The organism is Ruminococcus sp. CAG:330 (genome assembly GCF_000437175.1).
GTDB lineage: Bacteria > Bacillota > Clostridia > Oscillospirales > Ruminococcaceae > Ruminococcus_C.
Genome location: NZ_FR898094.1, coordinates 91,572 through 114,942 on the forward strand (window position 1 = coordinate 91,572; position 23,371 = coordinate 114,942).

At 38.9% G+C, this 23,371-nt stretch carries 20 protein-coding genes; 3 read left to right on the top strand and 17 right to left on the bottom strand.

The genetic code is table 11. The features are described from left to right. Positions 1–57: 57 nt before the first annotated feature. The 17 genes from QZL66_RS11815 to QZL66_RS11895 form a co-directional block, all read right to left on the bottom strand. Complete coding sequence (locus QZL66_RS11815) at positions 58–1,659, bottom strand: glycosyl hydrolase (RefSeq protein ID WP_022411921.1); 1,602 nt, start codon at positions 1,657–1,659, stop codon at positions 58–60. A gap of 16 nt (positions 1,660–1,675) precedes the next feature. Beyond that, on the bottom strand, positions 1,676–2,116 hold the full coding sequence (locus QZL66_RS11820; RefSeq protein ID WP_293615237.1) for an AbrB/MazE/SpoVT family DNA-binding domain-containing protein: 441 nt from the start codon (positions 2,114–2,116) through the stop codon (positions 1,676–1,678). Between the two features lie 17 nt (positions 2,117–2,133). After that, complete coding sequence (locus tag QZL66_RS11825; RefSeq protein WP_022411922.1) at positions 2,134–2,424, bottom strand: hypothetical protein; 291 nt, start codon at positions 2,422–2,424, stop codon at positions 2,134–2,136. An 18-nt stretch (positions 2,425–2,442) separates the two neighbouring features. Further along, entirely contained in the window at positions 2,443–2,628 is a 186-nt protein-coding gene (locus QZL66_RS11830; RefSeq protein ID WP_022411923.1) for a hypothetical protein, read from the bottom strand. Between the two features lies 1 nt (position 2,629). After that, positions 2,630–4,693: a DNA topoisomerase 3 gene (locus QZL66_RS11835; RefSeq protein WP_022411924.1), complete on the bottom strand. Its 2,064-nt coding sequence runs from the start codon at positions 4,691–4,693 to the stop codon at positions 2,630–2,632. Beyond that, positions 4,690–5,529, bottom strand: coding sequence for a CD1107 family mobile element protein (locus tag QZL66_RS11840; protein ID WP_177496002.1), 840 nt, complete (start codon positions 5,527–5,529; stop codon positions 4,690–4,692). The genes QZL66_RS11835 and QZL66_RS11840 overlap by 4 nt, the downstream gene beginning before the upstream one ends. Beyond that, positions 5,522–5,845 (bottom strand): hypothetical protein, encoded by a 324-nt coding sequence (locus QZL66_RS11845; RefSeq protein WP_022411926.1) that lies wholly within the window; start codon positions 5,843–5,845, stop codon positions 5,522–5,524. The genes QZL66_RS11840 and QZL66_RS11845 overlap by 8 nt, the downstream gene beginning before the upstream one ends. A 15-nt stretch (positions 5,846–5,860) precedes the next feature. Next, entirely contained in the window at positions 5,861–10,333 is a 4,473-nt protein-coding gene (locus QZL66_RS11850) for a hypothetical protein (RefSeq protein ID WP_022411927.1), read from the bottom strand. A gap of 15 nt (positions 10,334–10,348) precedes the next feature. Beyond that, the gene (locus tag QZL66_RS11855; protein WP_293615259.1) at positions 10,349–12,871 is read right to left on the bottom strand and encodes a VirB4-like conjugal transfer ATPase, CD1110 family; all 2,523 of its coding nucleotides are present in this window, start codon (positions 12,869–12,871) and stop codon (positions 10,349–10,351) included. A 115-nt stretch (positions 12,872–12,986) separates the two neighbouring features. After that, positions 12,987–13,376 carry a PrgI family protein gene (locus QZL66_RS11860; RefSeq protein WP_022411929.1) on the bottom strand — a complete coding sequence of 130 codons (390 nt, stop codon included), beginning with the start codon at positions 13,374–13,376 and terminating at the stop codon, positions 12,987–12,989. A gap of 13 nt (positions 13,377–13,389) precedes the next feature. Continuing rightward, positions 13,390–14,325, bottom strand: coding sequence for a VirB6/TrbL-like conjugal transfer protein, CD1112 family (locus QZL66_RS11865; protein WP_022411930.1), 936 nt, complete (start codon positions 14,323–14,325; stop codon positions 13,390–13,392). Between the two features lie 103 nt (positions 14,326–14,428). Next, entirely contained in the window at positions 14,429–14,686 is a 258-nt protein-coding gene (locus QZL66_RS11870) for a Maff2 family mobile element protein (RefSeq protein WP_177496041.1), read from the bottom strand. A 281-nt stretch (positions 14,687–14,967) separates the two neighbouring features. Beyond that, positions 14,968–16,869, bottom strand: coding sequence for a VirD4-like conjugal transfer protein, CD1115 family (locus QZL66_RS11875; RefSeq protein WP_022411932.1), 1,902 nt, complete (start codon positions 16,867–16,869; stop codon positions 14,968–14,970). 33 nt (positions 16,870–16,902) lie between these two features. Next, a complete protein-coding gene (locus QZL66_RS11880; protein WP_022411933.1) occupies positions 16,903–17,388 on the bottom strand; it encodes a PcfB family protein in 486 nt (161 codons plus the stop codon). Between the two features lie 12 nt (positions 17,389–17,400). Next, positions 17,401–17,685, bottom strand: a complete 285-nt coding sequence (locus tag QZL66_RS11885) for a hypothetical protein (protein ID WP_022411934.1) — start codon at positions 17,683–17,685, stop codon at positions 17,401–17,403. A gap of 17 nt (positions 17,686–17,702) precedes the next feature. After that, complete coding sequence (locus QZL66_RS11890; protein WP_022411935.1) at positions 17,703–17,984, bottom strand: hypothetical protein; 282 nt, start codon at positions 17,982–17,984, stop codon at positions 17,703–17,705. A 57-nt stretch (positions 17,985–18,041) separates the two neighbouring features. Continuing rightward, entirely contained in the window at positions 18,042–18,899 is an 858-nt protein-coding gene (locus tag QZL66_RS11895) for a DUF6017 domain-containing protein (protein ID WP_022411936.1), read from the bottom strand. A gap of 293 nt (positions 18,900–19,192) precedes the next feature. On the opposite strand from QZL66_RS11895, the gene QZL66_RS11990 reads away from it, so the two are divergent. The 3 genes from QZL66_RS11990 to QZL66_RS11905 all read left to right on the top strand — a co-directional run bounded on the left by QZL66_RS11990 (position 19,193) and on the right by QZL66_RS11905 (position 23,206). After that, on the top strand, positions 19,193–19,381 hold the full coding sequence (locus QZL66_RS11990; protein ID WP_369677377.1) for an ATP-binding protein: 189 nt from the start codon (positions 19,193–19,195) through the stop codon (positions 19,379–19,381). A 220-nt stretch (positions 19,382–19,601) separates the two neighbouring features. Beyond that, positions 19,602–21,743 carry a dockerin type I domain-containing protein gene (locus tag QZL66_RS11900; RefSeq protein ID WP_022411937.1) on the top strand — a complete coding sequence of 714 codons (2,142 nt, stop codon included), beginning with the start codon at positions 19,602–19,604 and terminating at the stop codon, positions 21,741–21,743. 239 nt (positions 21,744–21,982) lie between these two features. Next, positions 21,983–23,206, top strand: coding sequence for an AraC family transcriptional regulator (locus QZL66_RS11905; RefSeq protein ID WP_022411938.1), 1,224 nt, complete (start codon positions 21,983–21,985; stop codon positions 23,204–23,206). Positions 23,207–23,371: the final 165 nt, after the last annotated feature.

Below are 23,371 nucleotides of genomic sequence, written 5' to 3' on the forward strand. Positions count from 1 at the left end.
CGCCACAGTTGGAAAGTACATGGTTTTCATCTGTGGCGTTTGCATATTTATTAAAGGTTAGTTTGAAAGAGGTGCATACCAAGCAAGATATTTAGATAAAGTAAGCACAACATTGGAATTATAGGCTTCAATCATTTGTTTGCGTGTTGTGTATCCGGTGGTATCATCCATTAGATATTCGCCATACCATAACCCAAAGAAAGACCACATGGCATTATCACGAAGAGAATCAGTTAAATCAGGAATGGTACTGCATTCGCTAAGAGCAACTATTTTATTCGCTGCAATCTTCTGTAACCCATAGAACTGTTCATAACGACTGCTATATTTTTCTGTTGCATCGAGGTATATATCTGCGGATGCAATGTCGTATTGTGTTTCAGGAACAGTATATGATTCACTTTGACCGTTCCAAATCCATATAAGGTTATGCAATTTATGATATTCGGTAAGACGTGTATATAACAGATTCCAAAGCCATTGATAAGCATCACTACCAGCCGAACCCCACCAATACCAACCATTACTTGCTTCTTGTAAAGGTCGCCAAAGAACAGGCACATTTTGACTTTGTAGCTTTTTTAATGCTTTTGCTGCTTTATCAATATCTCTAATAAGAGCTTCACAATCTTCTGTTATCAATCCATCTTTTTTCATTTGCTGAATTTCAGAAAAACTGCATGTAGCAATGTCTAAGTTTGTGATAGCATCCCATAAAGAAAAATCTGTTTCTTCACTGTATATGGAAGATTTACCTGTCGGAGCTTTCCAGTTCCAAATCAAACCTACAATACCGCCTTGATTGCTCCATTTTAATGATGCAGCAGCCGTATCATTTCCAGATTCATCAAATAAGTCAGAAAATCGAATAACAGGGAGTTGTCCAGTGATTTTATAGATTTCTGTAAGTTCCGTATTTTCCTCACTTGAAACATATTGACCAGAAATGATGTGTTCTCCGTATTGCTCTTGAAGAAAACGCATTAGTTTTTGCGTTTCCTCTGTTGCATCAACATCACACAAAGTATTTGATACATCTGCTATTTTCAAGTCATTTGAATTCTGCAAAAGGATACAATCTATGGCAGCATCACCGCTTATTTGTTGCACGGTAATCTTTTTTGTACCAGCTTCTAAGTATACGCTTTTAATAGTTGCTTGAATAAAGTGACCTGTCCCAGATATTTCGAGTGTACCACACATTTCATCATCTATCTGTAATGTGCATATGGCATCACTATCTGCTGCCAAAATTGCAGAAACATTATAATGTTGAGATGCCGGAACATTCACAGTAAAACAAATCGTATTCTGTAAATCGCCTGATAAACCAACAACATAGCCACTTCCAGTGTATCCCGAATATTCTGTATCTACCTGAAACCACTCAGACAACTTGCAATCTTCGGCTTGAACTCTGACATCAACGGGATATTTCAAACTTACTGGAGCTTGTACAACTTTCTCAGGATAAGTTGGTGCAAAGATAGTTGTTGTTGTCGTTGTTGTCGCTTCTGTCACAGTACTTGTTATGGCTGCCGTTGTTTCATACTCTGTTTTTTGTATGGGCATTGGCTTTTGATAAAGGTCAATAGCATAGCATCCAGTAAGCAAGAGAAAGCATGGGATAGATAAAATAATGGACTTAATCCATTTCAAAGTAATCACTCCTATGTTATTTAATGCAATGTGTTCTCTTATACTTTTGATAGGTGTCTGTTAGTTTTTCGGCACATTCTTGGCAAATATCAGCTCCCTGAAATGACAACATTCCAGCACATTTGTTACTACAAAACACACATCTTAAATATCTCTTTTTCAATACAATTTGATTTGCATTGTCAATGTAAATCTCGACTTCGTCACCATAATCCATTAAATGAAGTGAACGACGAATCTCCAAAGGGATATATAATCGTCCAACTGAATCAATTTTCTTGACTTGAAAAAGAGAATCTTTAGTTAGCTTGCTTTCTTCTACGTTACAGGAAAGATAAATCATATTTTTCTGAACATAAATCTGAATGTATTCTGTTTGAAAATGCTCTCGAATACCTTTTGGAAGTGACAATCTCCCACCTATCTCGATTCTTCGTGTCAACCCTGTAAATTTCACTATAACTCCTAAAACAATTAAAAGTCGAAATCAAAAACAGAAGTCTTTTCGGGTTCTTCAAATCTTGCCATAAATGCTTTTTTACAGGAAGCAAGTCTTTCTTCCATGTAGGCAAACATCTTTTCAATGTTATCCGGTGTGTAATCCACGGAACGCTTCGTTGCGATTTTTTCAAGGTAAGCCAGCTGGATGCATATCTTGTTCATTCGTTCTTTGGAACTTTCCATAAATTTAGCCTGCTTATCTGCATCCACAACAAATTCTTCTGTTCCTTCTGCTACAATGTTTTCTTCGTAATCCATATCCATGATATTTTTCATCCTTTCTTATACTAAATAGTCGTTATCCTTTAAGCTGTCATACAAATATTCGTCCATATCGTCATCATTGTGGTCTTTAAGCTCTTTTTGCAGTTCTTCCTTATCTGCAAGTAAACTCCGAATGTAAAGAACTGTACTGATTGCTGCCACAGATGCAGCGGTAATCCAAAAAACAACTGCTTTCTTTTTCATTTTAACCATCCTTTTTCTTTCCGCTGCTTTTCCAGCTATAATATGTTTTTCCGTTATACTCTCGTTCTGATACTTCCGGATAGACTGTAGTTTCATATCCATTTGAAGTAAATGAAATGGATTTTCCGGATAATAGTTTTGTCAGCTGTGATTCTGTCAGCTTTTTTCCGAATACTGCGGAAGTATTCATACCACATTTTCCAGTACAATAGAACCCAAATTTTCCGCTTTTGATTTCCTTTCCGCATTTTGGACACGCACCAATCGCTCCAGCAGAACTTTCTTTTCGGTCAACAAAACTCACCTTATCATCAACGCTTCCATATTCATCACAAAGTTCAGAAATGTATTTTTGAATTTCAAGTATGAAATCATCGGCATTTTTCTTACCTTGTTCAATTTCAAGAAAATCAGATTCCCAATCCGCTGTCAACTTTGCAGATTTAATTTTGTCCGGAAGTAATGAAATCAATTTATTGCCATCTTCTGTAGCAATAACTTTTTTTCCCTCTCGTTTCACATACTTGTGGGCGACTAACTCTTCGATAACGGCAGCTCTTGTTGCTGGCGTACCAATTCCTTTCTTCTCTGCGTTCTCATCAAAATCCGCTGCACTGGCATGTTCCATAGCAGATAACAAAGTATCCTCTGTAAAGGATTTTGGTGGACTGGTAAAGTGTACAGATTTCTTAGCCGGAACTTTTTCAAATGTCATTCCTTTTTCTATATCTGGAAGTTGTGATTCATCCTGTCCTTGTTCTGACTTATCAGAACTTTCGATTTTCGCATCAATAGATTTCCAACCCATTTCTACAATTGTTCGTCCTGATGCTGTGAATATATTGCTCTCACATGTAACAATGATTTTTACCGATTCATATTTGTGTGGTTCAGATACAGCACACAACAATCTCAATGAAATCAGGGATAAAATATTTTTTTCTCCTGTTGGTAAATCATCAATTTTTTCTGATTTAATGCGAGAAGTCGGAATAATAGCGTGATGTCCAGTCACTTTTTTGTTATTGATACTTCTGGACAGGTTGGGCATATCGACAACACCGAACGGCATAACCTCACCAATACATTGAATTACTTCTAATGTACTTTGTTCCATGTCTTCCGTTAGATATTGACTATCTGTACGGGGATAAGTAGCAAGCTTTTTTTCATACAGAGATTGCAGATAAGTAAGCGTTTGCTGTGCTGTGTATCCATACTTTTTGTTGGCTTCTCTTTGTAATGAAGTAAGGTCAAAGAGCTTCGGAGGATTAACCGTCTTTAAGTCTTTCTTTACATCAGAAACAACAGCAGTCATACCGTAGCACTTTGATATGATTGTATCTGCTTGTTTTTCATCATCTACACGTTCTGAAGCAGCTGTAAAGCTTCCACAATCAAGGTCAACAGTAAAATACTTTTGCTTTACAAAATTTTTGACAGCATCGTCACGTTCCACAATCATGGAGAGAGTAGGCGTTTTCACTCGACCAATATTCAATGCTTTTTGATTGGAAAAGCGTACTGTAAACAATCTGGAAAGATTCATTCCTATTAGCCAATCGGCTCTTGCACGGCAATAACCAGCAGCATATAACGAATCATAAGCACTCATCGGTTTCATATGCTGTAGACCACTTTGAATCGCAGATTCTTCCAAAGAAGAAACCCACAGTCTTTTTACAGCTTTCTTACAACCGATAATGTTATAAACATATCGGAAAATACATTCGCCTTCACGGTCAGCATCCGTTGCACAAATTATTTCATTTACACGTTCATCAAGCATTAAGCCTTTTACTATATCAAATTGTGATTTGGTTTTCTTTTGAACAGCAAACTTCCACTTTTCAGGAAACATAGGGAGCTGTGAAAAGCTCCATGTTCCTGACCAGTCTTCATGCTCTTTATATTCATTTGGAAAACGCAGTCCAACCAAATGACCGACAAACCACGATACAATATAGCCGTTGCCCTCAATATATCCATCCTTTTTGGACTTTGCTCCAACTACTGGACAAATCGCTTTTGCTACTGAGGGCTTTTCGCCAATAATCAATATCACGATTCTTCGTCCTCACTCTCTGTTGTAATATCGTCAAAATCATCTTCAAATCCATCAAAATCATCTGAATTTGATTTCTTTTTAGACTTTCCATTTTTCATCTTATAGAAAATGAATCCAGCAGCTGCAAGTACAGCAACACCTACACCAGTAATCATAAGCGTTTTTGAACCATTTGACTGATTTTTAGAGGATGTCTGCTGTACAGCTGAATCCGTAGTAGTTGTTGCTTCATTTACATTATTCTTTCCTTTATTGCCATTTGCTTTGTTGGCATTGTTTGCTGCTTCAGCAGCAGCGGAATCCGGATTAGTATTCTGACTGTCTTCATCGTCTTGATAAAGTAATGCATATAAATCATAGTCATCAACCTTATTCAGGAAATAAACATTATCCTCATTGCCCTCAGCTGAGTAGTTAATCAACACATAGAACACGCTGCCGTCCTTAGTCGTTACAGCAATAAACTGCATTTCTTCGCTGTCATAAATGATTTTTTCCTGTTTGATAAGGGTTGCATTTCCGTCAGTATCGTAATAATCGTCACCGTAGTAGTCAATTTCGCTAACATCTGTTGTAGTAGTTTCACTGGTCTTGTTTCGGAAAAAGTTAGCAATGTCTACAGTATGCTCTGTCGTTTGTTCTGAATTATCATCCTGTACCACTGGCAATGTTTCCTGTTCAACTTCCGGCTCTACAGCTTCCTGAACATTCTGGTTAGCTGCATTGTCTTCAAAACCCAGCCCATCCTCTGCGGATGCTGTAACAGACATTGCACCACCCAGAATCATGCTTCCTGCCATCAAAGTTCCTATGATTTTTTTCCATTTAAACATGGTGATTACCCTCCGTCTTCATTGTGCTTTCCTTGGTTTCAGCTGATACAGCGTCTTCTGATAAAGCAAAAAAATCTGCAATATCTTGTTCTGTTGTTTTGCTTGCCATGATTTTTTTCGCTAAGCTCAGCTGCTTTTTGAAATTCTCATCAAAAGAAATGCCTTCCTTTGTCATGTATTCCGACATGACAGCCGTTTCAAGCTGTTCCAACTTCTTTTTGTCGTTCTTCAGCTTCTCACTTTCACTTTTAATCAAAGTTTCACGTTTGGCAATCTGTTTTTTGAGCGTTTCCAATCTGGTTTCATTTGATACCATAGTAACCTCCTGATTTTAATAGAATAATAGAATAGGGTCAACATAATTCCACCCATAACCATCTGTGTCAATATACGCAGCTACATGAACATAATCGTAAGGCAATCCACTTTGTATTGTATCTCTTATACCATGTTCCACACCACGCATACACTTTCTATCACCTGTTGTCGTAGCAAAAGCTTCTCCAGCTTTTAAAACACTACCTTCTGAGTATCCACTCTTCAAAGTGACATTTGTAATATAGATTTTTGTATCCCGATTTTTTCCGTTTCCTGCTTTTCCATCATACCAATAATTCAAACTTTTTTTCAACAGAATAACAACATGCTCGCTGGAATTATAAGAATCAATTTTACAGCCTTCTATTGGAGAATAAATATCTGCATTTGACGGATAAGACACATCTATTCCTCGATGAATACCTTTATATGTCGGAGTAAAAGTTTCTGAATAATTAGTATATTCATACTTTGCAATCTCACAGTGCTGAACAAACCAGCCCTGCATATCATAACCATACCAGTTCAGAATGTTACCATCGTGCATATATGACTTGAAAGTTTCACCATTAAAGATGTTTTTATAGGTTTGATGATTTCCGTATAGTGGCTCTGTATCTGTATCCTTGCCAACAAGAAGATTATAGTATTGCAATCGCTGGTCACTATAGCTCAAACTTCCCAATCTATCAAGAAGAATCTGCTCAAATGATTTTTTCTGCTTAATATTGAAATATAATCTGCAATCTGTTACCCATTCGTACTTTTGATAGAATGTATACAAACCTTCTTGGCTCATATTAAAACCCATTTTTGTACCATCTGTCGGTGCAATAGTTGCAATTGGTGTATTTTTTAAAACTACGTTTGTTCCAGGCATACCCCAGCCAAACCAGCCTTCATCACGGTTTTGCCATGTGCCTGTTACATCATAGTAACCCCAGCCTTTATAGTTATTCCATTCGTACATACCGTCATATCTGTTCCCACAAGGAGCAACTACCGTTGCACCCTCATCCATGACATACCAGCCTGTTGCAGAATACTCGTCATTCGCATTGAGGATTTCAAGATTAGATAAACTGTAACATATCAAATAAGTCACTCTTCCTGTAGAGGAATCAACCTTTTTACGAACAAAATTTGATAAATCTCCACTTGCAGAACCGACTTCTATTGTTCCTATTACATTATGCTTATCATCCCATCCAAGGTTGTTTTGGATACATCTAAATCTTGAACCGCTTGATGTAGCAAAGGCATAGTCCCAACGTTCTTCCCAGCGAGAACCATTATCATAACGGTATACAAATTCGTACTCCTCTTCAAATATCTCATCAAGCAAGTCTTCCATTTTGCCATTGAATTTCCAGAACTTGATGTCATTACTTCCGTTAGAATCAGTGGAAAAATCATAATTATAAGCACAAAGGAAACTCCATAATTGCCACGGGTCAAAATCCCATACTGGGTCATAATCAAATTCTGAACTTCGTCCCCAATACCATTCTGTAGGGTCATCTTTCAAATTTCTGATGTTAAGAAGGCTTTCCTTACTTAACGAAAGCAGAGTGTTTCTCCAATCCCACGGAAGTTTTGACTGTGCCAGTTTACACGCTTCTCTGTTTAAGTCAGAAGCCAATTTTGTATAGTATTCTTCTGCATCTGATAACGTCTGGTCTTGTGCTGTATAAGTACCAAGGGTAAAACCACTCTGCGTAAACATCGAAGTAAAGATAGTGAGAATCAGCGTAATCGTCAGAACAATTACCATAAGGGGAAATAGAAGTGAAGCGAGAAACCATTTGGCTTCTTTTTCATAAACATTCTTTACAAATTGTTTCAGCTTTTTTCCTATGGACTGCTTTGCTTTTTTTCCTTGTTTTTTAGTGGTGTTAGACCTTTGCTTGTTTTTTAACCGACTCTCTTGCTTTTTCAGCTTACTTTTTTTCTTTGTACGCTTTTCTTGCAATTTGCTGTTCTTTTTTTGCTTTTTATCAATCAGCTTAGAGGGTTTTAGTTGCTTAGCAGCTTTATCCACAAGTCCTTTTTTTCCAGCATCTACGACTTTAATAAAATCGTTGGTAGAATCAGCGTTAATTGCTTTTTGATACGCAGAAGCACCAATACGTCGCATGGTATATCTTTCTGGTCGAAGTATCAATGCCATTGGTGTAGAAAGTCTTGAAATTGATTTGAGATTTTTCAGCTTTTTCTTTGAAAATTTCAATTCAAGTTTTTCTTGCTTTCTATGATTTTTCAGAACTTTTCCTTCAAGCTTATACTTTTGTTTTTGCTCTTTGTATTGGATTTTTTTTCGCTTTTGGATACGTTGAATTGCTTCATTGCTTTTGCTACCCTTGTATATAACAGCTTGTCCTTTCAATTTTTTCATTTTTTGCTGATAGGACAACTTGTTTATTTTTTGGAGAGTTTTTTTCGCCTTTATATCACGCTTGTTTTGCTTCAAAACAGGCTGCTTTTGCAATTTTAATTCAGTTGCACTATACTTTTGTAAACGGTATCTTGCTTTGTGTAGTTTGTGCTGCTTCTTTTCCTTGAAATGATTTCGCAAGCCCAATCCAGCATCAATAGCAATTTTTGAAGCTGCAAAAGCACCTCTATGAACATCATCTTGTGCTTCATTGCGGTATTTATATGCATTTTGCTTAGCTGCAAGCAATGCTTTATTTTTAGCAGCATCACCAAGAGCAAGAATCCCAGATTCTGCGGTCAATCCAGTCTTTACAACTGCACTTCCAGTTTTTTGAACAGTAACCTTTCCAATCTTCACAAGACTTTTAGCTGTTATGCCCTTCATGGTTTTAGGCTGCCACTTATCTAAGGAAGTATTGATTTTTTTATTCCAAGATGGAACATCTCCGGTGAAACGATACCGCTGATTTACTAAGCGATGCAATACACCCTTGTTTTTCAGCTTATACTGCTTTTCACCACGAACAATGTTGACTTTCGTATGAAATTTCCCATCATCACCTTGCTGACGTGTCATTCGGAACTGAAATTGCTCATTTCCACCAGTAAGTTTTGTTTCTGCGGAAAGTCCAACATAAAATGCAGCTTTCGCTAGTTTGTAACCTGTCAACGCAGCTACTTTTGCGGTTTTTCCCTTAATAGATTCCGGCTGATAGTGGCTTAATGATGCACCTACAGAAACATCATTACCCACTTTGCGATGTACAAAATTTATACTTCTGTGTAAAACACCACTATTTTCATACCGATTATCTTTACCCAGAATATGTTCTTGTTTTTCAAGGTCTTTTCTGCGGTAACTCTCTGATAATTTCATACCAGCAGATTCTAGGGATACTGCTGCTGTAAGTGTACCTTTTAGAACAGCCGAACCAGCAATAGCAGCTGCCTTTACTGTTTTACCCTGAAAACTAACAGGGTGTATGTTATGCAGCTTTGGAACATCTCCAGTAAAGCGATACTTTTGACTAGCAATACGGTGCATAATGCCCTTGTTCTCGTACTTTTCGCTCTTATCGCCCCATGTAATGCTTGCTGTTGTATGTAATCGTCCTTCTGGATTCTCTTGTCTTGTAAAATTCAATTGTAGCTGTTTCTCTTTGCCACTATATCTTTGCAGTTTCAGTTGCTGCTTGTCTAGTTTTCCTGCAATAGAATGTGAATATAGATTGCGATAACCGTTATTTTTATCTCTTGTACTTTGACGTGAAACAGCTTTTGAATCATAGCTAGATGAAGTTCTGGCTGAAAAAGAAGATGCAGACGTAGACCTTGTATTACTGCTTGAACTATGCTGTTGCCCCACGGTTGGACGAGTAGTAAAGCTGGTTTGATTTCTTCTTGGCATCGTATAACGCCCCATGTACCCAGCTCGTGATTGCTCAGTATGTGCAGGAGTAACTTTGGTTTCAGAGAAGTGCTTTGCATTTTGAAAACCAGATTGCTCAGTGACAGGTTTACTCTCAAATCTTGTACTCTCATCATGATTTCTCAGCGATGATGCAGACTGCTCTTGTCGAAAATATTTTGAATCAGTTGTATCTGTACTGACTGATGTATCATGTTTGGATGTAGAATGATAGGAATGTTCATTTACAGAATTAGTAGAATCTACTGGTTCATCATAGGTACGATGAAAGCTTCTATCTTCTGGCTCAAATTTTTGTGATTCTGAATGCTGCTCAATTGATTGATTTTCCATTGGAGAAGATTCAGACACATCTGATGAAGGGGATTCCGGCATGATTTTGCTTTCTGATTCAGTAGATTCAGTAAGTTTCTTCTTCGGGGGAGTAAATACGGGTTCAAAAGGTTTCTCTTCTTTGATTTGAGAAGTGGTTTGCAACTTTTCACTAGGTGCTTGTTCTCTAGAATGTACTTCTTTTGCCTGAACTTCTTTCTTACTGAATTGTTCCAATCCAGATTGCTGTTCACTAAGAGCTTTTAAACTTTTGTCTTGAAATTTGGAACGATTCTCTTTTGAATCCAATTATGCCACCTCCAATTACTGAGAGGAGTGGTTATTTTCCGCTTCCTCTGCCAGAATACAATGATACAAGAGAACATCTACAGCAGTAAACCCATTTATTGTTTTTCCATTGTCTACACTGCTCAGGAACATTTTTTTCTGTTCATCGGACATACTGCTATATTTCATTTGCATAAGCTGATGAACGTCTTCATTATTATCTGAATTTGAGAGCTGCTGTTCTTCCGGTTTCGTAGTCATCAAACGATACATGGTAGTATTTGTAGGGAATGTATCTGTAAATGGCAATACGATACCGCCATACTTAATCAAACCTTCGCCTTGTCCGCTATTTGTAACACATTCCATTTGCTGTGCAGAAATGTGCAGCTTTTCAGAAAGTATATCCCTGTCACCAGCAGCTTGATTCAGCATATACACGAAATCGGAGTTGTCAAAGATATTTTCTACTTCACTAGAAGAAAGCAAATCTTTAACGTTTTGCGTGATTCCTGTTGGAACACCGCCCCATTTACGGAATCTTTTCCAAATTTCTGCGGAATACTGTGCCGTCTGCTGTTCTTTTAGCAGCAAGTGAAATTCGTCAATGTAGTATCGGGTAACTTTTCGCTCTGCACGGTTTTGTGTTACTCTATTCCATACCGTATCTTGTACAATCAGCATTCCAACTTTCTTCAGCTGATTGCCAAGCTCCTTAATGTCAAAACAAACAATGCGATTATTAAGGTCGATGTTTGTGCGATGGTTAAACAAATTTTGAGAACCATTTACATACATCATCAATGAGTTAGAAATACGCAATGCAATATCGCCACGGCTCTTTAACTCTTTGTATAAATCACTTAAAATAGGCATAGTTTCTTTGGAAGGATTATTATCAAAGAAATCAGTATAGATTTTACGAACACAATCATCAATGATAGAGCGTTCTTCGGCAGAAATGCCATATCTACCACCTACAATGATTTCACAAAGAGAAATAATAAAGTTTGATTTTGTTGCAATCGGATTATCATCATCAGCACTGTCTAAATTGATGTCCATTGGATTGATATAATCTTCACTCTTTGAGGAGATTTTCACTAGCTGTCCGTGCAAATGCTGAACCAAAGGGAAATATTCTCCTTCTGGGTCACAAATGATAATGTCATCTGTCGTTTTCAAAAAGCTATCCAGAATCTCTCGCTTTACAGAGAATGATTTACCAGAACCCGGTGTACCCAGAATCAAACCGTTGGGATTTTTCAAGTGAGAACGATTTGCCATAATCATATTTCCGGATACGGTATTTAATCCGTAATATGTACCATCTGTCTGAAACAGCTCTTGTGTGTTAAATGGTACAAAGACTGCAATACCAGTAGTGTGCATTGCTCTCGACGTTTGAAGCACATTGTATCCCAACGGAAGAGAACAATTTAAGTAATCTTCTTGCAGATAATCGCTGCTGCGAAGCATGCAGTTATTCTTTTGACACAAACGTTTTAGAAGTTCCAACTGTAACTTCAATTCTTTTTTTGTTTTTGCATAATTCCTTATCAAAATTGTGATATGAAACAGTCTTTCGTTCTTACTGTTCAGGTCATCCAGAAGTGTTTCCAATTCCTCGATATACATCTTGATGGACGGAGGAAGAATATTGGGGTCATAACCAGACTGAGAAGCTTTTTTCTGTTCGTCAATCTTCATTTTTTCAACGTCTGAAAGTTTAAGTTTAACGAATTTTAACGCATCAATCTGGTCAAGCGGTGTTACATGGATATTCACACAGAACAAATGCTGCATTTCCAAAAAGTCATTCAGAATTGTATCTGGTAATTCTCCGGCAAGAATGTCCATAGTCGAAATCGCACCGTAGGCACTTCCAATCTCAAAATTCATCTTATTGAACTTGAATGAAGATGGAGCGATAAAATCTTTAGTGTCCATTCCATATCGGAGCATTTCTTTCCAGTCAAAAATAAATGGACTATTTTTAAACGGATTCAAAGAATAATACAAGGTTTCTAGTCTTTCTGTTCCGTTTAGAGCTTTGGCATCCACACCAATATTTTTGAACATTTTAATGACTTCTATCTGGATATTCATAAGCTTACTTTTAGCTACACGATAAGATGGTGCTTCAATCGTAAACGTAAGAAATTTCCTTGTAGATTGACCATTATTTCCGGATTTAAGTTTGCTAACAATCATCTGAGAGTATTCTTCTCGAATGTCATTAAAATCATCGTCCTGCTTTTCAATCTGGATTTCACTGACAAGTTTATCTTGACTGCGATTTTGATTTTCAAATGTCAACTGAAATTTGATTGTGTTATCAAAAAAATTGATAAGGTCGCAGTATTTTGAAAAAATATTGTTCTGTTCTTCAAATTCTGCTAGACGATAGCTTACATCGTAAAACTGGATGGTTTTTGAGAACGTGTTTTCCGTCACCTGACAAACACCATCTTCATACATTCTATTGTATGCAATCGAATTTTGCACAGTAGAACTGTCTTTGTTGAATTTATGAATTTCTGTGATACGCTGCTGCATCACATCTTTATCTTCTTTTGTCAGCTGAGAGATTGGCTTTTGAGATGCGATGGTTGCAGCGGTTTTTGTGCTGTTTTTTACTTTCTTTTTCTTATCAGTTTTCTTTCCAAACAAGCTATTTACCTCCGTTCGCTTTTTTCAAAATCCGTTTCAGCCTAGTTGATTCCAATTGTAGTTCGATACAAGATAAGACATCCGTACTACGATAAATACGTTTGTGCTTTTTTTTGAAGTATCGTATCATGTTCTTAAAAATCGCATCAAAAAACAGTCCGTTCTTCTTGTAGATTCCGCAGACAATTGCAGGGGCTGCAACGCAACCCATAGCAATAATTCCGCCAGTAAGACCAAGCACACCTCGTGTCAGGAAAAACACAGGAAATCCAAGAGCTATTCCTATTCCAAAGCATACACACTGCCTTTTGGTTAAGCCAAACATGAATTTTTGCTTTATATCATTTAAGTCTTTTGGTACTTTGACAAAATGTGAAGACTTTGCTCCCATTGTATACCTCCCATTAGTGTGCGTTAAACGCAGATTTAGAAATTGCTCCTGTACGAAGAACTGTAAATACCAACGCACAAGTATAACCTAATAGAAATACCATCTGCATAGTAACGCTTCCAGAGCCACTATTTATTGTAGAAATCGCATTGTTAAATAACGTTTTAAAAATGCCAATCGCTACAATAATGAAAAAGCCCTGAAATGAAAGAGCTATCAATTGCTTAATCCAATTCTTGCCGACAGAACCAAATTCACCGCCGTCTACCAATGTTGCAACTGGAATCGGAGAAATACCTAAGTACATAAAAACTTCAATTATTCTAGAAGCCAGTACGATAACAATAGCCACTATCATAATTATGACACCAAGGTACACTATAATGGAGATAAGCCATGTTGAAATCAATTCTCCTATGCTAAGACCGTCCAATGCATTCTTATTCAGTGACACATCTGTCACACTGGTATTAAATAAAGTTGTCATTGCTGCTGAGGTTGCCGAAACGCCAAACCCGAATAGGGCAGAAGCAATGTAATAGACATTCGATATTAAAATCGTGCCACATAGCGTTTTTATAATCCATTTGACGAATATTGAATCATCAAAGTCCTTGAAGTTATTCCCACGAAGCACCATTTGTATGAGGTCATTTATCATTAAAATGGCAAAAATGATACCTGCTATGGGAACTACTGCATTATTACAGAGCGTTTCAATGGTTTGCCATATTGTCGTACCGCTGCTTCCGCTTGCACCTGTAAAATTTGCAGGATGCGTGGTCAAGAAGTTTGAAACCAAACCGGAAACGCCTGTATCAGAGTTGTTGGGGTCAAAGGATGTCTTTATCAAATCACCAATGCTGGAAAATTGAGATTTGATACCGTCTTTAAACAAGTTTTCAATCCACGTTTGCAGACCATCCACAAAGTCTTGTATAACGCCCATTACTTCACCGTCCTTTCTGTATACTATAGGAATGACCTGCGGACAAACTGTCCACAAGTCATCCGTAGTAAAAAATATAGGAGATTGTTACCGTAACAGACGATTAAACAGCACTCTGCATCATGCTGATAAGTACCGGAACGAGGATAATGCCCAGCAGAATCAAACCAAGCCCAGCCATCAGCTGCTTCATGCCCTGCGATTTTGCACCAGCATTATCGTTACCGTAGCCTTCCAGCAAGTTAACTACGCCCCAGACACCAACACCGCCACCAATCAGGATAACAACAGAACGCAGAACTGTTCCGGCAGTCGAAATAAATGAGGAACTGTCAACTGCACCGGATGCAAAAGCAGTCATGCTGCACATACAGCACATGATTGCCATGGTAAAGATGGTCAATACCGTCTTCTTTGTCATCTTGCAAGTCTTAGTAAGCTTTTCGTTTGCAGCCGAAACTGCCATTGTAGATGTTTTCTTCATTTTCTTTTTCCTTTTCTTTCAGTTTATAATTTTTTAATTTACACCTAATTGCAACATAAAGACTGGTATGGGGATGTACAGTCTATGATACCGAAAACTCGAAAAAACGAACCATATGTACGAAATCTCTATATTGCAATTACCAGACAACCCATTATTCAGCAAGCATATTCTATAGCAACCTTGTCTGGTGGGGTTTCCATTCTATGTTTACTTCTTTTTGCCACGTAATCGGCGATGTCAAATTTCATATTGGGGTTATCGTCCAATAGATATTTGTAGTTGGGGTGCTTTGTAATATCATACTTATCTGAAAAGAATGGGCGTACTCCTCGAAGTTGTAAGATACATTTACCGCCGTCCATGACTGCTAATTCGTCTTGTGACTTCAACTCCTTTCCTAGTTTTTGATAGTTAGTTCCGTAACTCTCGCTCTGTCCTCGATTTTGAGAAGTGTTATACGAATCAATCGTTTCTTTTCCCAAACTCTCAGAAATTTCTTTCAACGTTGACTTCTCTTTGCCACCAAGAAATAGCGTAGTGTCACAGTTACCCTCAATCGTGTCAGCATTATCCTTGTAAATCGCCTTTAGCTGTGATTTAGCCTGAAGAATGATACTTGCAGATATTTCACGACTTCGGATAGTAGCTATCAACTTTTCAAACTGTGGTATTTCTCCAATGTTCGCAAACTCATCAAGCAAGCAGCGAACATGGTATTTCAATTTGCCACCGTCATTCGTATCTGCACGAGTACAGAGCAAGTTGAAAAGCTGTGAATACATAATTGCTACTAAGAAGTTAAATGTAGCATCGGTATCAGAGATAATGACAAATAAAGCAGACAGCTCATCACCAAGTTTGTCTAAGCCTAATTCGTCATATCTGGTTATCTCTAATACCTCATCTATTGCAAACGGTGCTAACCGTGTTGAACAAGAAATCAAAATAGACTTTGCTGTTTTACCAGCTGCCAGCTTATATGACTTAAACTGTTTGATTGCAAATGAAGCAATTCTAGCAACTTCGTCTGAAGGTTCAAGTTCTTTAAATCCCTCATATCCTTCATATTCCTCTGGAATTTCTTCCGGAATTGTTCCGTTTATCCACATTTCAACGAATTCAAAATGTCTATCAATCGCATTTTTGAATGTTTCATCATCTTCTCTGCACTCAGACATGTTAATCATATCAATCAATGTTTCAAAATTTCGCTCATCCGGAGGAGAGGTTGCAAAAATCATTGCAATATATGCAGTATATAAAAGTTTTTCTGCTTTAACCCAGAAATCTTCACCGCTATTCGGCTGATTTCCGCTTGTGTTTTTGATAAGGACATCCACAAATTTAAGAATATCCTTTTCACGATTTTTTTCGCTAATATATGCAAAAGGGTTATAGTGCATTGATTTTGCAAAATCAATCGTATTAAAAACCTTTATGTTATATGGTTCATAGATTGTTTTACCATTGCTATCTTTTCCTATCGGTCTGCCACGCTTCAACATTTTTCCGCATTCAATCAATACTGTTCCTTTCGGGTCGGTAACGATATAACTAGAATGCATCTGCATTAAGTTTGGTTTGACAAAAAATCTTGTTTTACCTGAACCAGAACCACCGATAACCAGAATATTTTTATTTCTGGCGTATTTCGGGTGAGAGGGTTTTCCCATTGTCAGGCTCTCGGTTTGCGTTAGAATTACATTATTAAACTTATCTTTTAAGTCCATATATGGTTCTATATCTTGTTCGTTGCCCCATCTTGCACTACCGTATTCCTCACCATTACGGAATTTCTTTTTGTTTTTTGATTTAATGTACATGATGAGTTTCATTATGAGTGCAACTGCTATGCCAAATCCCAAATCAATCACATTGAAACTCGGAATTACCTGTGCAAAAACAACGCCTAGGTTATTCATAAACGGCATCATTTTTTCAGAGATTCCGTTACCTTCGGCTGTTCGGTATGCAAGTGAAATCAAATCACCTGCGTATCCAAATATAACAAATGGCAGCCAACTCAATATCGTTTTCTTTACTTTTTTGCTATTCATTATTTTCTCCGAAGTCAAGTGGCTTTGTCGGCATTAAAGAGCCATGTCCTTTGATTTTTCACGAACTTTTTCTTTCTTTTTCGGCTCTTGCTCTTGAATACGCTGTGCATTCTCACGCAGCTGCCGTCTTGTTACTGTCGGCTGCTTCTCAATGTCTTGCTGTTTTTCATTTGCATATTCAGTAAAAGCACGCTTGAAATTATCTGTCTTTCCAGATTCAAACATCACATGAAATTCGCCAGATGCTGAATCGTGTTTTATTGCAAAGTCAATATCATATTTTTTTGCGACAGACAAAAAATCTCCGATATTTTTATCTGACACTTCAATAGATTCCAACTTTCCACCATGTTCTGTTGCACGTTTATTCAATTGGCGAACAGAAATCTTACCTTTCTTTTCCGCATTTCCGCTTAAAAAGGTTTTCATCATCTCTTTCATTATGTCTGATGTAAGTTCAGTTGATTGTTTGGAAAGAGAAAGTGTCTTTTTTAAGCCTTGTTCCATATCGGAAGCCATAGGATGTCCTCCTTATCTACGCATAATATGATTTATTTCATACTGCGTGTGAAACGGGCAGTCTTCTGTGCTTTGCAGCCATAAACGAAGCTTTAAAGCAAACTTTCTGGCGGTTTTTGCATCAGTTATTACTGCAATTGTCACAATTTCACCATTGTTGATTTCAGCCAAAACGCTGTATGATTTCATTTGATTTTGTTCAATTCTCAGCGAAACAACGTTTTCCTTGCACAGAATACGGTTGAACTCAGTCAATAAAAGCTTTTCGGTTTTAACAGTTTTTACAACTTCCCTCATTCTTTTCATCTCTCTTTTTAATCGGGCATCCGGAGCAAATTTCCTGTATCTGAATTTCCAGACAACCAGTTAATCAACGTTGCCAAGGCTTGTTCCATTTGAATTCCAGTGTCGTAAACACCAAGAATTACAACGTCTTCATTGTCAACAACTTCTGCGACAATTGCATACGCCATTTTTTCTTCATCTGTTTCTGTATCCACCACGGTTGTATTTTCCATTGTGAATATGGAAATGACGTTTGCGTAATTGACTAACATTTTGTCGTTTGTTCCTTTTGGAATAATGGTCATGCTCATTTTTGATTCCTCCATTTTTTTATTTTCAACCGGAAATCCAGTTGATAGCGATAGTAATTATCCGGTACACATATCATGGTGGACAAGGTTATCATAAAAACCCTCCATTGAAATGGGAGCATTGTATAACGCTGTCAGTAAATAATTTTGCCTTGCTGTGATTTTGGCGGAGTTTGCCTTTAAGCAGTCTAAAACATACATGATATGTTCGGAATTGAGTTTTGAATACATGGAACGAACTATTTCTGTATCCATATCCATACCGTTAATGCGAATGGATTTTTGTGTTGTACAACATACAAAGCTAATCATATGAATAAGTTCATTCACTTGCTCAGCATTGTATATTAAATGCCCTTTAGAATTAGTCATTTGCAGTATAATATCTGCTTCTATCTGTTCTTCGACCAATTGTTTTGTCTGTTCCCATTCAATCTTATCAATCCATCCCTTTTTATCTTGATTCAAGATAGATTGATTGATAGTTAATACATCAGTATTTGATTCTTTGGTATTTGATTGTTTTGATATTTTATATACATCGTGGTTTTCCGTATGTGTTTTATCCACATTTGGGTTTTCCCGATATGGTGTTTCCTGTTCTGGTGTATTCTCCAAAAAAATCGGTTCATCGCTTATAGAATATTCCACGTCAAGAAATCTCCCATTATCAGCAAATATTCTTTGCCTGCGTAAATATCCGCATCTTTCTAATTCTTTGAGAGCCGAGGAAACTTTCGTTTCACCGTCAGGAACGATGCTTGCCAAGCCCTTAATGGAAAAACTAAAAGAATCAGACATGGACAACATGGTCAGAAGTAAACCTCTTGCTGTTAGCCCAAGGCTTTTATCTCGAATAAATTCGTTATGAACCACTGTGAAATCCTTCTCCATTTTCTTTGTTAGTCTTGCCATTCTTACCACTCCTTTCTGAAAAAACGTCCCTCGAAAAAACCGAGGAACGTTTTCACTGTAAAAGTTGATTTTGATGATGATTTCACTTTTTATATGAAAAGCGAGCATAAAACAAAAAACAAAACAAGGAGAAAAAAGAATGCCACACAAAAAAACGGCGTTCCTCGATTTTTTCGAGAAACGCCGTTTGATTTGGCATTATTCAATTATATCAATCTGTCTGCGGTTGTTTTTTCGTGTAAAATTTTTGTGAAATTCTGTTCCCTATCAAAATTACAGGTATTAAAAATTAAATGAAAATAATATGGTGCAAGACGCTAATTATCATAAGTACAAATCTTGAATTTTCACAATGGACACAGCTTTTTGAAAATGAAATGCTGCTTGCTGCACTCATAGATAGCGTCACCTTCCGATCCTTTGTTCTGAACATGAACTGCAGTTCGTCTTACCGCATCGACTCAACCTTGAATCACGATTAGTGGCTCAAAATTTTTTTATCACAACTGGCTCACTTTTTTATTAGCGAGGTGGCTCAGTTTTTTATTGACAAAGGCATTCTGATGAATTTTCAGCCATCAGAATCGATAAAAATGTGACAATGATACAAAAATACATGACAAAAATGATATACACCGCAATGCGAAATTGCTATAATAGACACAACAAGCAAAACGGCACATTTCACAGGAGGGAATGTATATGAATTGGAGAAAAGTCGCAGCTGGTTTTACGGCAGCACTGCTGTCTGTAACAACAGCATCCATTTTTCCGACGAAAACGGTTTCCGCCGCTGACGTTTGTGTCATTGATACAGACACAGAACATCAGATGATTCGGGGATTCGGCGGAATCAACCATCCGGAATGGGCAGGAGATCTGACGCAGGCACAGCGGCAGACGGCATTTGGAAACGGAGAGAATGAACTGGGGCTGACGGTACTTCGGGTGTTTGTGAATCCGGACAGCAGCCAGTGGAGCAGGGCACTCCCTACTGCACAGTTTGCGACGCAAATGGGTGTCACTGTTTTTGCATCACCGTGGGAGCCGCCGGCAAATCTGACAGAATCCGGCGGAAGTAACGGCAAGCTGCATCTGCCAAAATCCAATTATGCTGCCTATGCAAAACATCTGAATGATTTTGGCACTTACATGAAAAATAATAATGTTGATTTGTACGCTATCTCTGTACAGAATGAACCGGATTATGCGTCCGAGTGGACATATTGGTCTACCGATGAAACAACAGACTTCATTGCCAACTATGGCGATCAGATCACAAGCACCCGCCTGATGTCACCGGAATCTTTTCAGTATGCACCGGAAAACGCCTCATGGGTGTCGGACGGCGGCAAGAAATTTTACCGGAAGATCTTGAATAACAGCAAGGCAATGGCAAACTGCGATGTGTTCGGTACGCACTTTTACGGCACCCAGCGTTCGTGGATGGATTTTCCGGATCTGGAAAACAGCGGAAAAGAAATCTGGATGACAGAAGTCTATGTTCCCAACAGCGACAAGGATTCGGCAAATCGTTATCCGGAGGCACTGCAGGTTTCGGAAAATATTCATAATGCCATGGTTGTGGGCAATATGAGTGCATATACCTGGTGGTATATCCGCCGGAATTATGGTTTGATGACGGAAGACGGAAAGATCAGCAAGCGTGGGTACTGCATGGCACAATACTCCAAATATGTTCGCCCCGGCGATGTGCGGATCGATGCTACGGAACAGCCGGCAGACAATGTCTATGTGTCTGCATATAAGGGTGATGACAATCAGGTAACCATTGTTGCCATTAACAAGGGAACAGAAAGCTATTCGCAGCAGTTCGCTGTAGATGCTGATGCACAAATTACAGAGGTTGACCGTTATCGTACTTCCGCCTCTGAAAATCTGGCAAAAACAGAAAATATGGAGCATGACAGCAGCAGCTTCTGGGCACAGCTCCCTGCGGAAAGTGTTTCTACGTTTGTTGTGACATTGGAAGACCAGCCGGTAGAACCGGATGAGAACGGCTATTATTTTCACGATACTTTTGAGTCGGACAACTGCGACTGGCAGGGACACGGCTCAGCAGATATTACACTGAGCGGAAGAATACCGTATCAGGGAACCAATGCACTCTTGGTACAGAATCGTGCCAGTGCGTGGAACGGAGCAGAAAAGGTACTGCCGGCAAAAGCATTTCAGGCTGGAAAAGAATATAGTTTCAGCGTATGCCTGAATTACATGGACGGAGAAAGTTCCAAAAATGCTGCACTTTCTCTACAGTACACAGATGCTGCCGGAGAAACAAAGTATGCCAGAATTGCGTCTGCTTCCGCAGCAAAGGGAAACTATGTGCAGCTCGCAAATCCCAGTTTCAAACTTCCGGATGGCGGAAAGAATTTTAAAATTTATGTGGAAACGGAAGGCGATACAGATAATTTCTATATTGATGAGGCAATCGGTGCTGTGAAAGGAACTGCGATTGAAGGACCGCCTGTGGTAACTACCACAACAACCACTACCACAACGACCACTACTACCACCACAAAGGCAACGACTACAAAGGCAACGACAACGACCACAAAGGCGACCACCGCAACTTCTGCTTCGGCGACGACAACGGCAACCACGACAGTGATAACAGAAAAACCGCCTGTAAATACCGGCGACATCAATGCAGATGGCAAGGTAAATCTGGCAGATGTTGTGCTTTTGCAAAAGTGGCTGCTTGGCATTCCGGAAACAAAGCTTGCTGACTGGCAGGCAGGGGATCTGTATACAGACGGTGTGCTGAATGGTTTCGACCTTTGTCTGCTCCGGCATACAGTGACATCTTCCGGCAATGTCTGACGACACATCTTGCGGATGTGTTCCGTGCATCGTCTGACATTGATTTGACTTTATTGTTTCATCTGATTTCCTATAAAAACCCGGGATTCTCATGCAGAACCCCGGGCTTTCCTTTTGCGACAAATTTTCAGCATATTGACATATTTTATAAAATGTAGTATAATATTGTTATCAATTATGATTGCATTGGCTAAAACTTTGCCGGTGAGAATTTTACAGAGAGAGGAGAGATCTTTGCCATGTCCGAGCAATCTTCTGTGCAGCACGTTTTGACCAAACCGCAGCTTTGCTATTTCAGCCGGCAGTTTTCCAATATGTTTGGACTGCCGGTACGCCTTTACCAACAGCAGAAGGAGATCTACACCTATTCTCCGGTGCAGCTGGCAGCAGATCCTGTAACCCTCTGCATTGATGCACTTTTACAGGGAACTGCACCACTGGGCTATTTTGCCTATCACGATATGTTTTACTATGGCTATGTCCGGCATCAGTCGTACTGTTTTATTGCAGGGCCAGTCAGCGAATTGGCAATTTCGGAACACGAATTGAAAAAACTGGGCTGTTCGCTGCATTTGCAGCCGGAACAGATTCCAGCGTTTGCAGTTGAGATGAAAACGCTTTCGGGGATGCACCTGGACACCCTTTTGCAGGCAATGATCCTGTACAATTTCACAGTCAACCGAACCATGTACGACATTTCTGATCTGCGGATCCAGCAAAAGGAACAGAAAACCATTACAGCAGAAATGAAAGAAAATGAGATCCTGTCCGATCCGGAAAACAGAGATCCAGAAGGGTACATGCGTTCTCTGTCGATCGAACAGGACATCATTCGGAAGGTGCAGCAGGGGGATGTAGACGGCTTGATCGATGGTGCAACAAAAATTCCGGCAGTTCGTTCCGGACAGCTTGCACCGCAGCTGCTGCGGCATCACAGGAATTTTTTCATTCGGCTGGAAACCATTGTTTCCCGCGCAGCGATCCAGGCTGGTCTGCCTGCCGAAGAAGTTTTGGAAACGGAGGAACACTACATTTCCAGATGCGAATCCCTGCCGGACATGGAACGCATCAAGAACTTGCAGTATCACATGATCCTGGACTATGCCGATCAGGTGCGAAAGCTGAAACAGTGTGGCGGCAGCCAGTCCCGATTGGTGCGAAATGTGTTGCAGTACATCCGCAGCCATATGGCAGAACCGATCCGCACCGCAGACATTGCAGCATATTGCGGTAAAAGCCGCGGCGGACTGACTACGGAATTCAAAAAACAAACCGGCAGGACGCTGTCTGATTTTATCCAGCAGCAAAAAATGCAGGAGGCAGAAACACTGCTGTTGAAAACAGAGCAAAATCTCTCCCAGATCAGCAGTCTGCTGGGTTTCTCGTCCCAGAGCCATTTTACACGGGTTTTCAAAGAAGCTTACGGTATGACACCCACAGAATTTCGAAAATCGCAGGGATAAAATTCACTTTACAAATATATAAATCACATGACAATTCTGCAATACAAGAAATCTTCCTTCTGTTATAATGAATGTAGTTTGAATCAAAAATTACAGCAACAGAAGGAGGATGTTTTTGTATGAACAAGCAAAAATGGCTGGCGGGACTGACTGCGGCAGTATGCT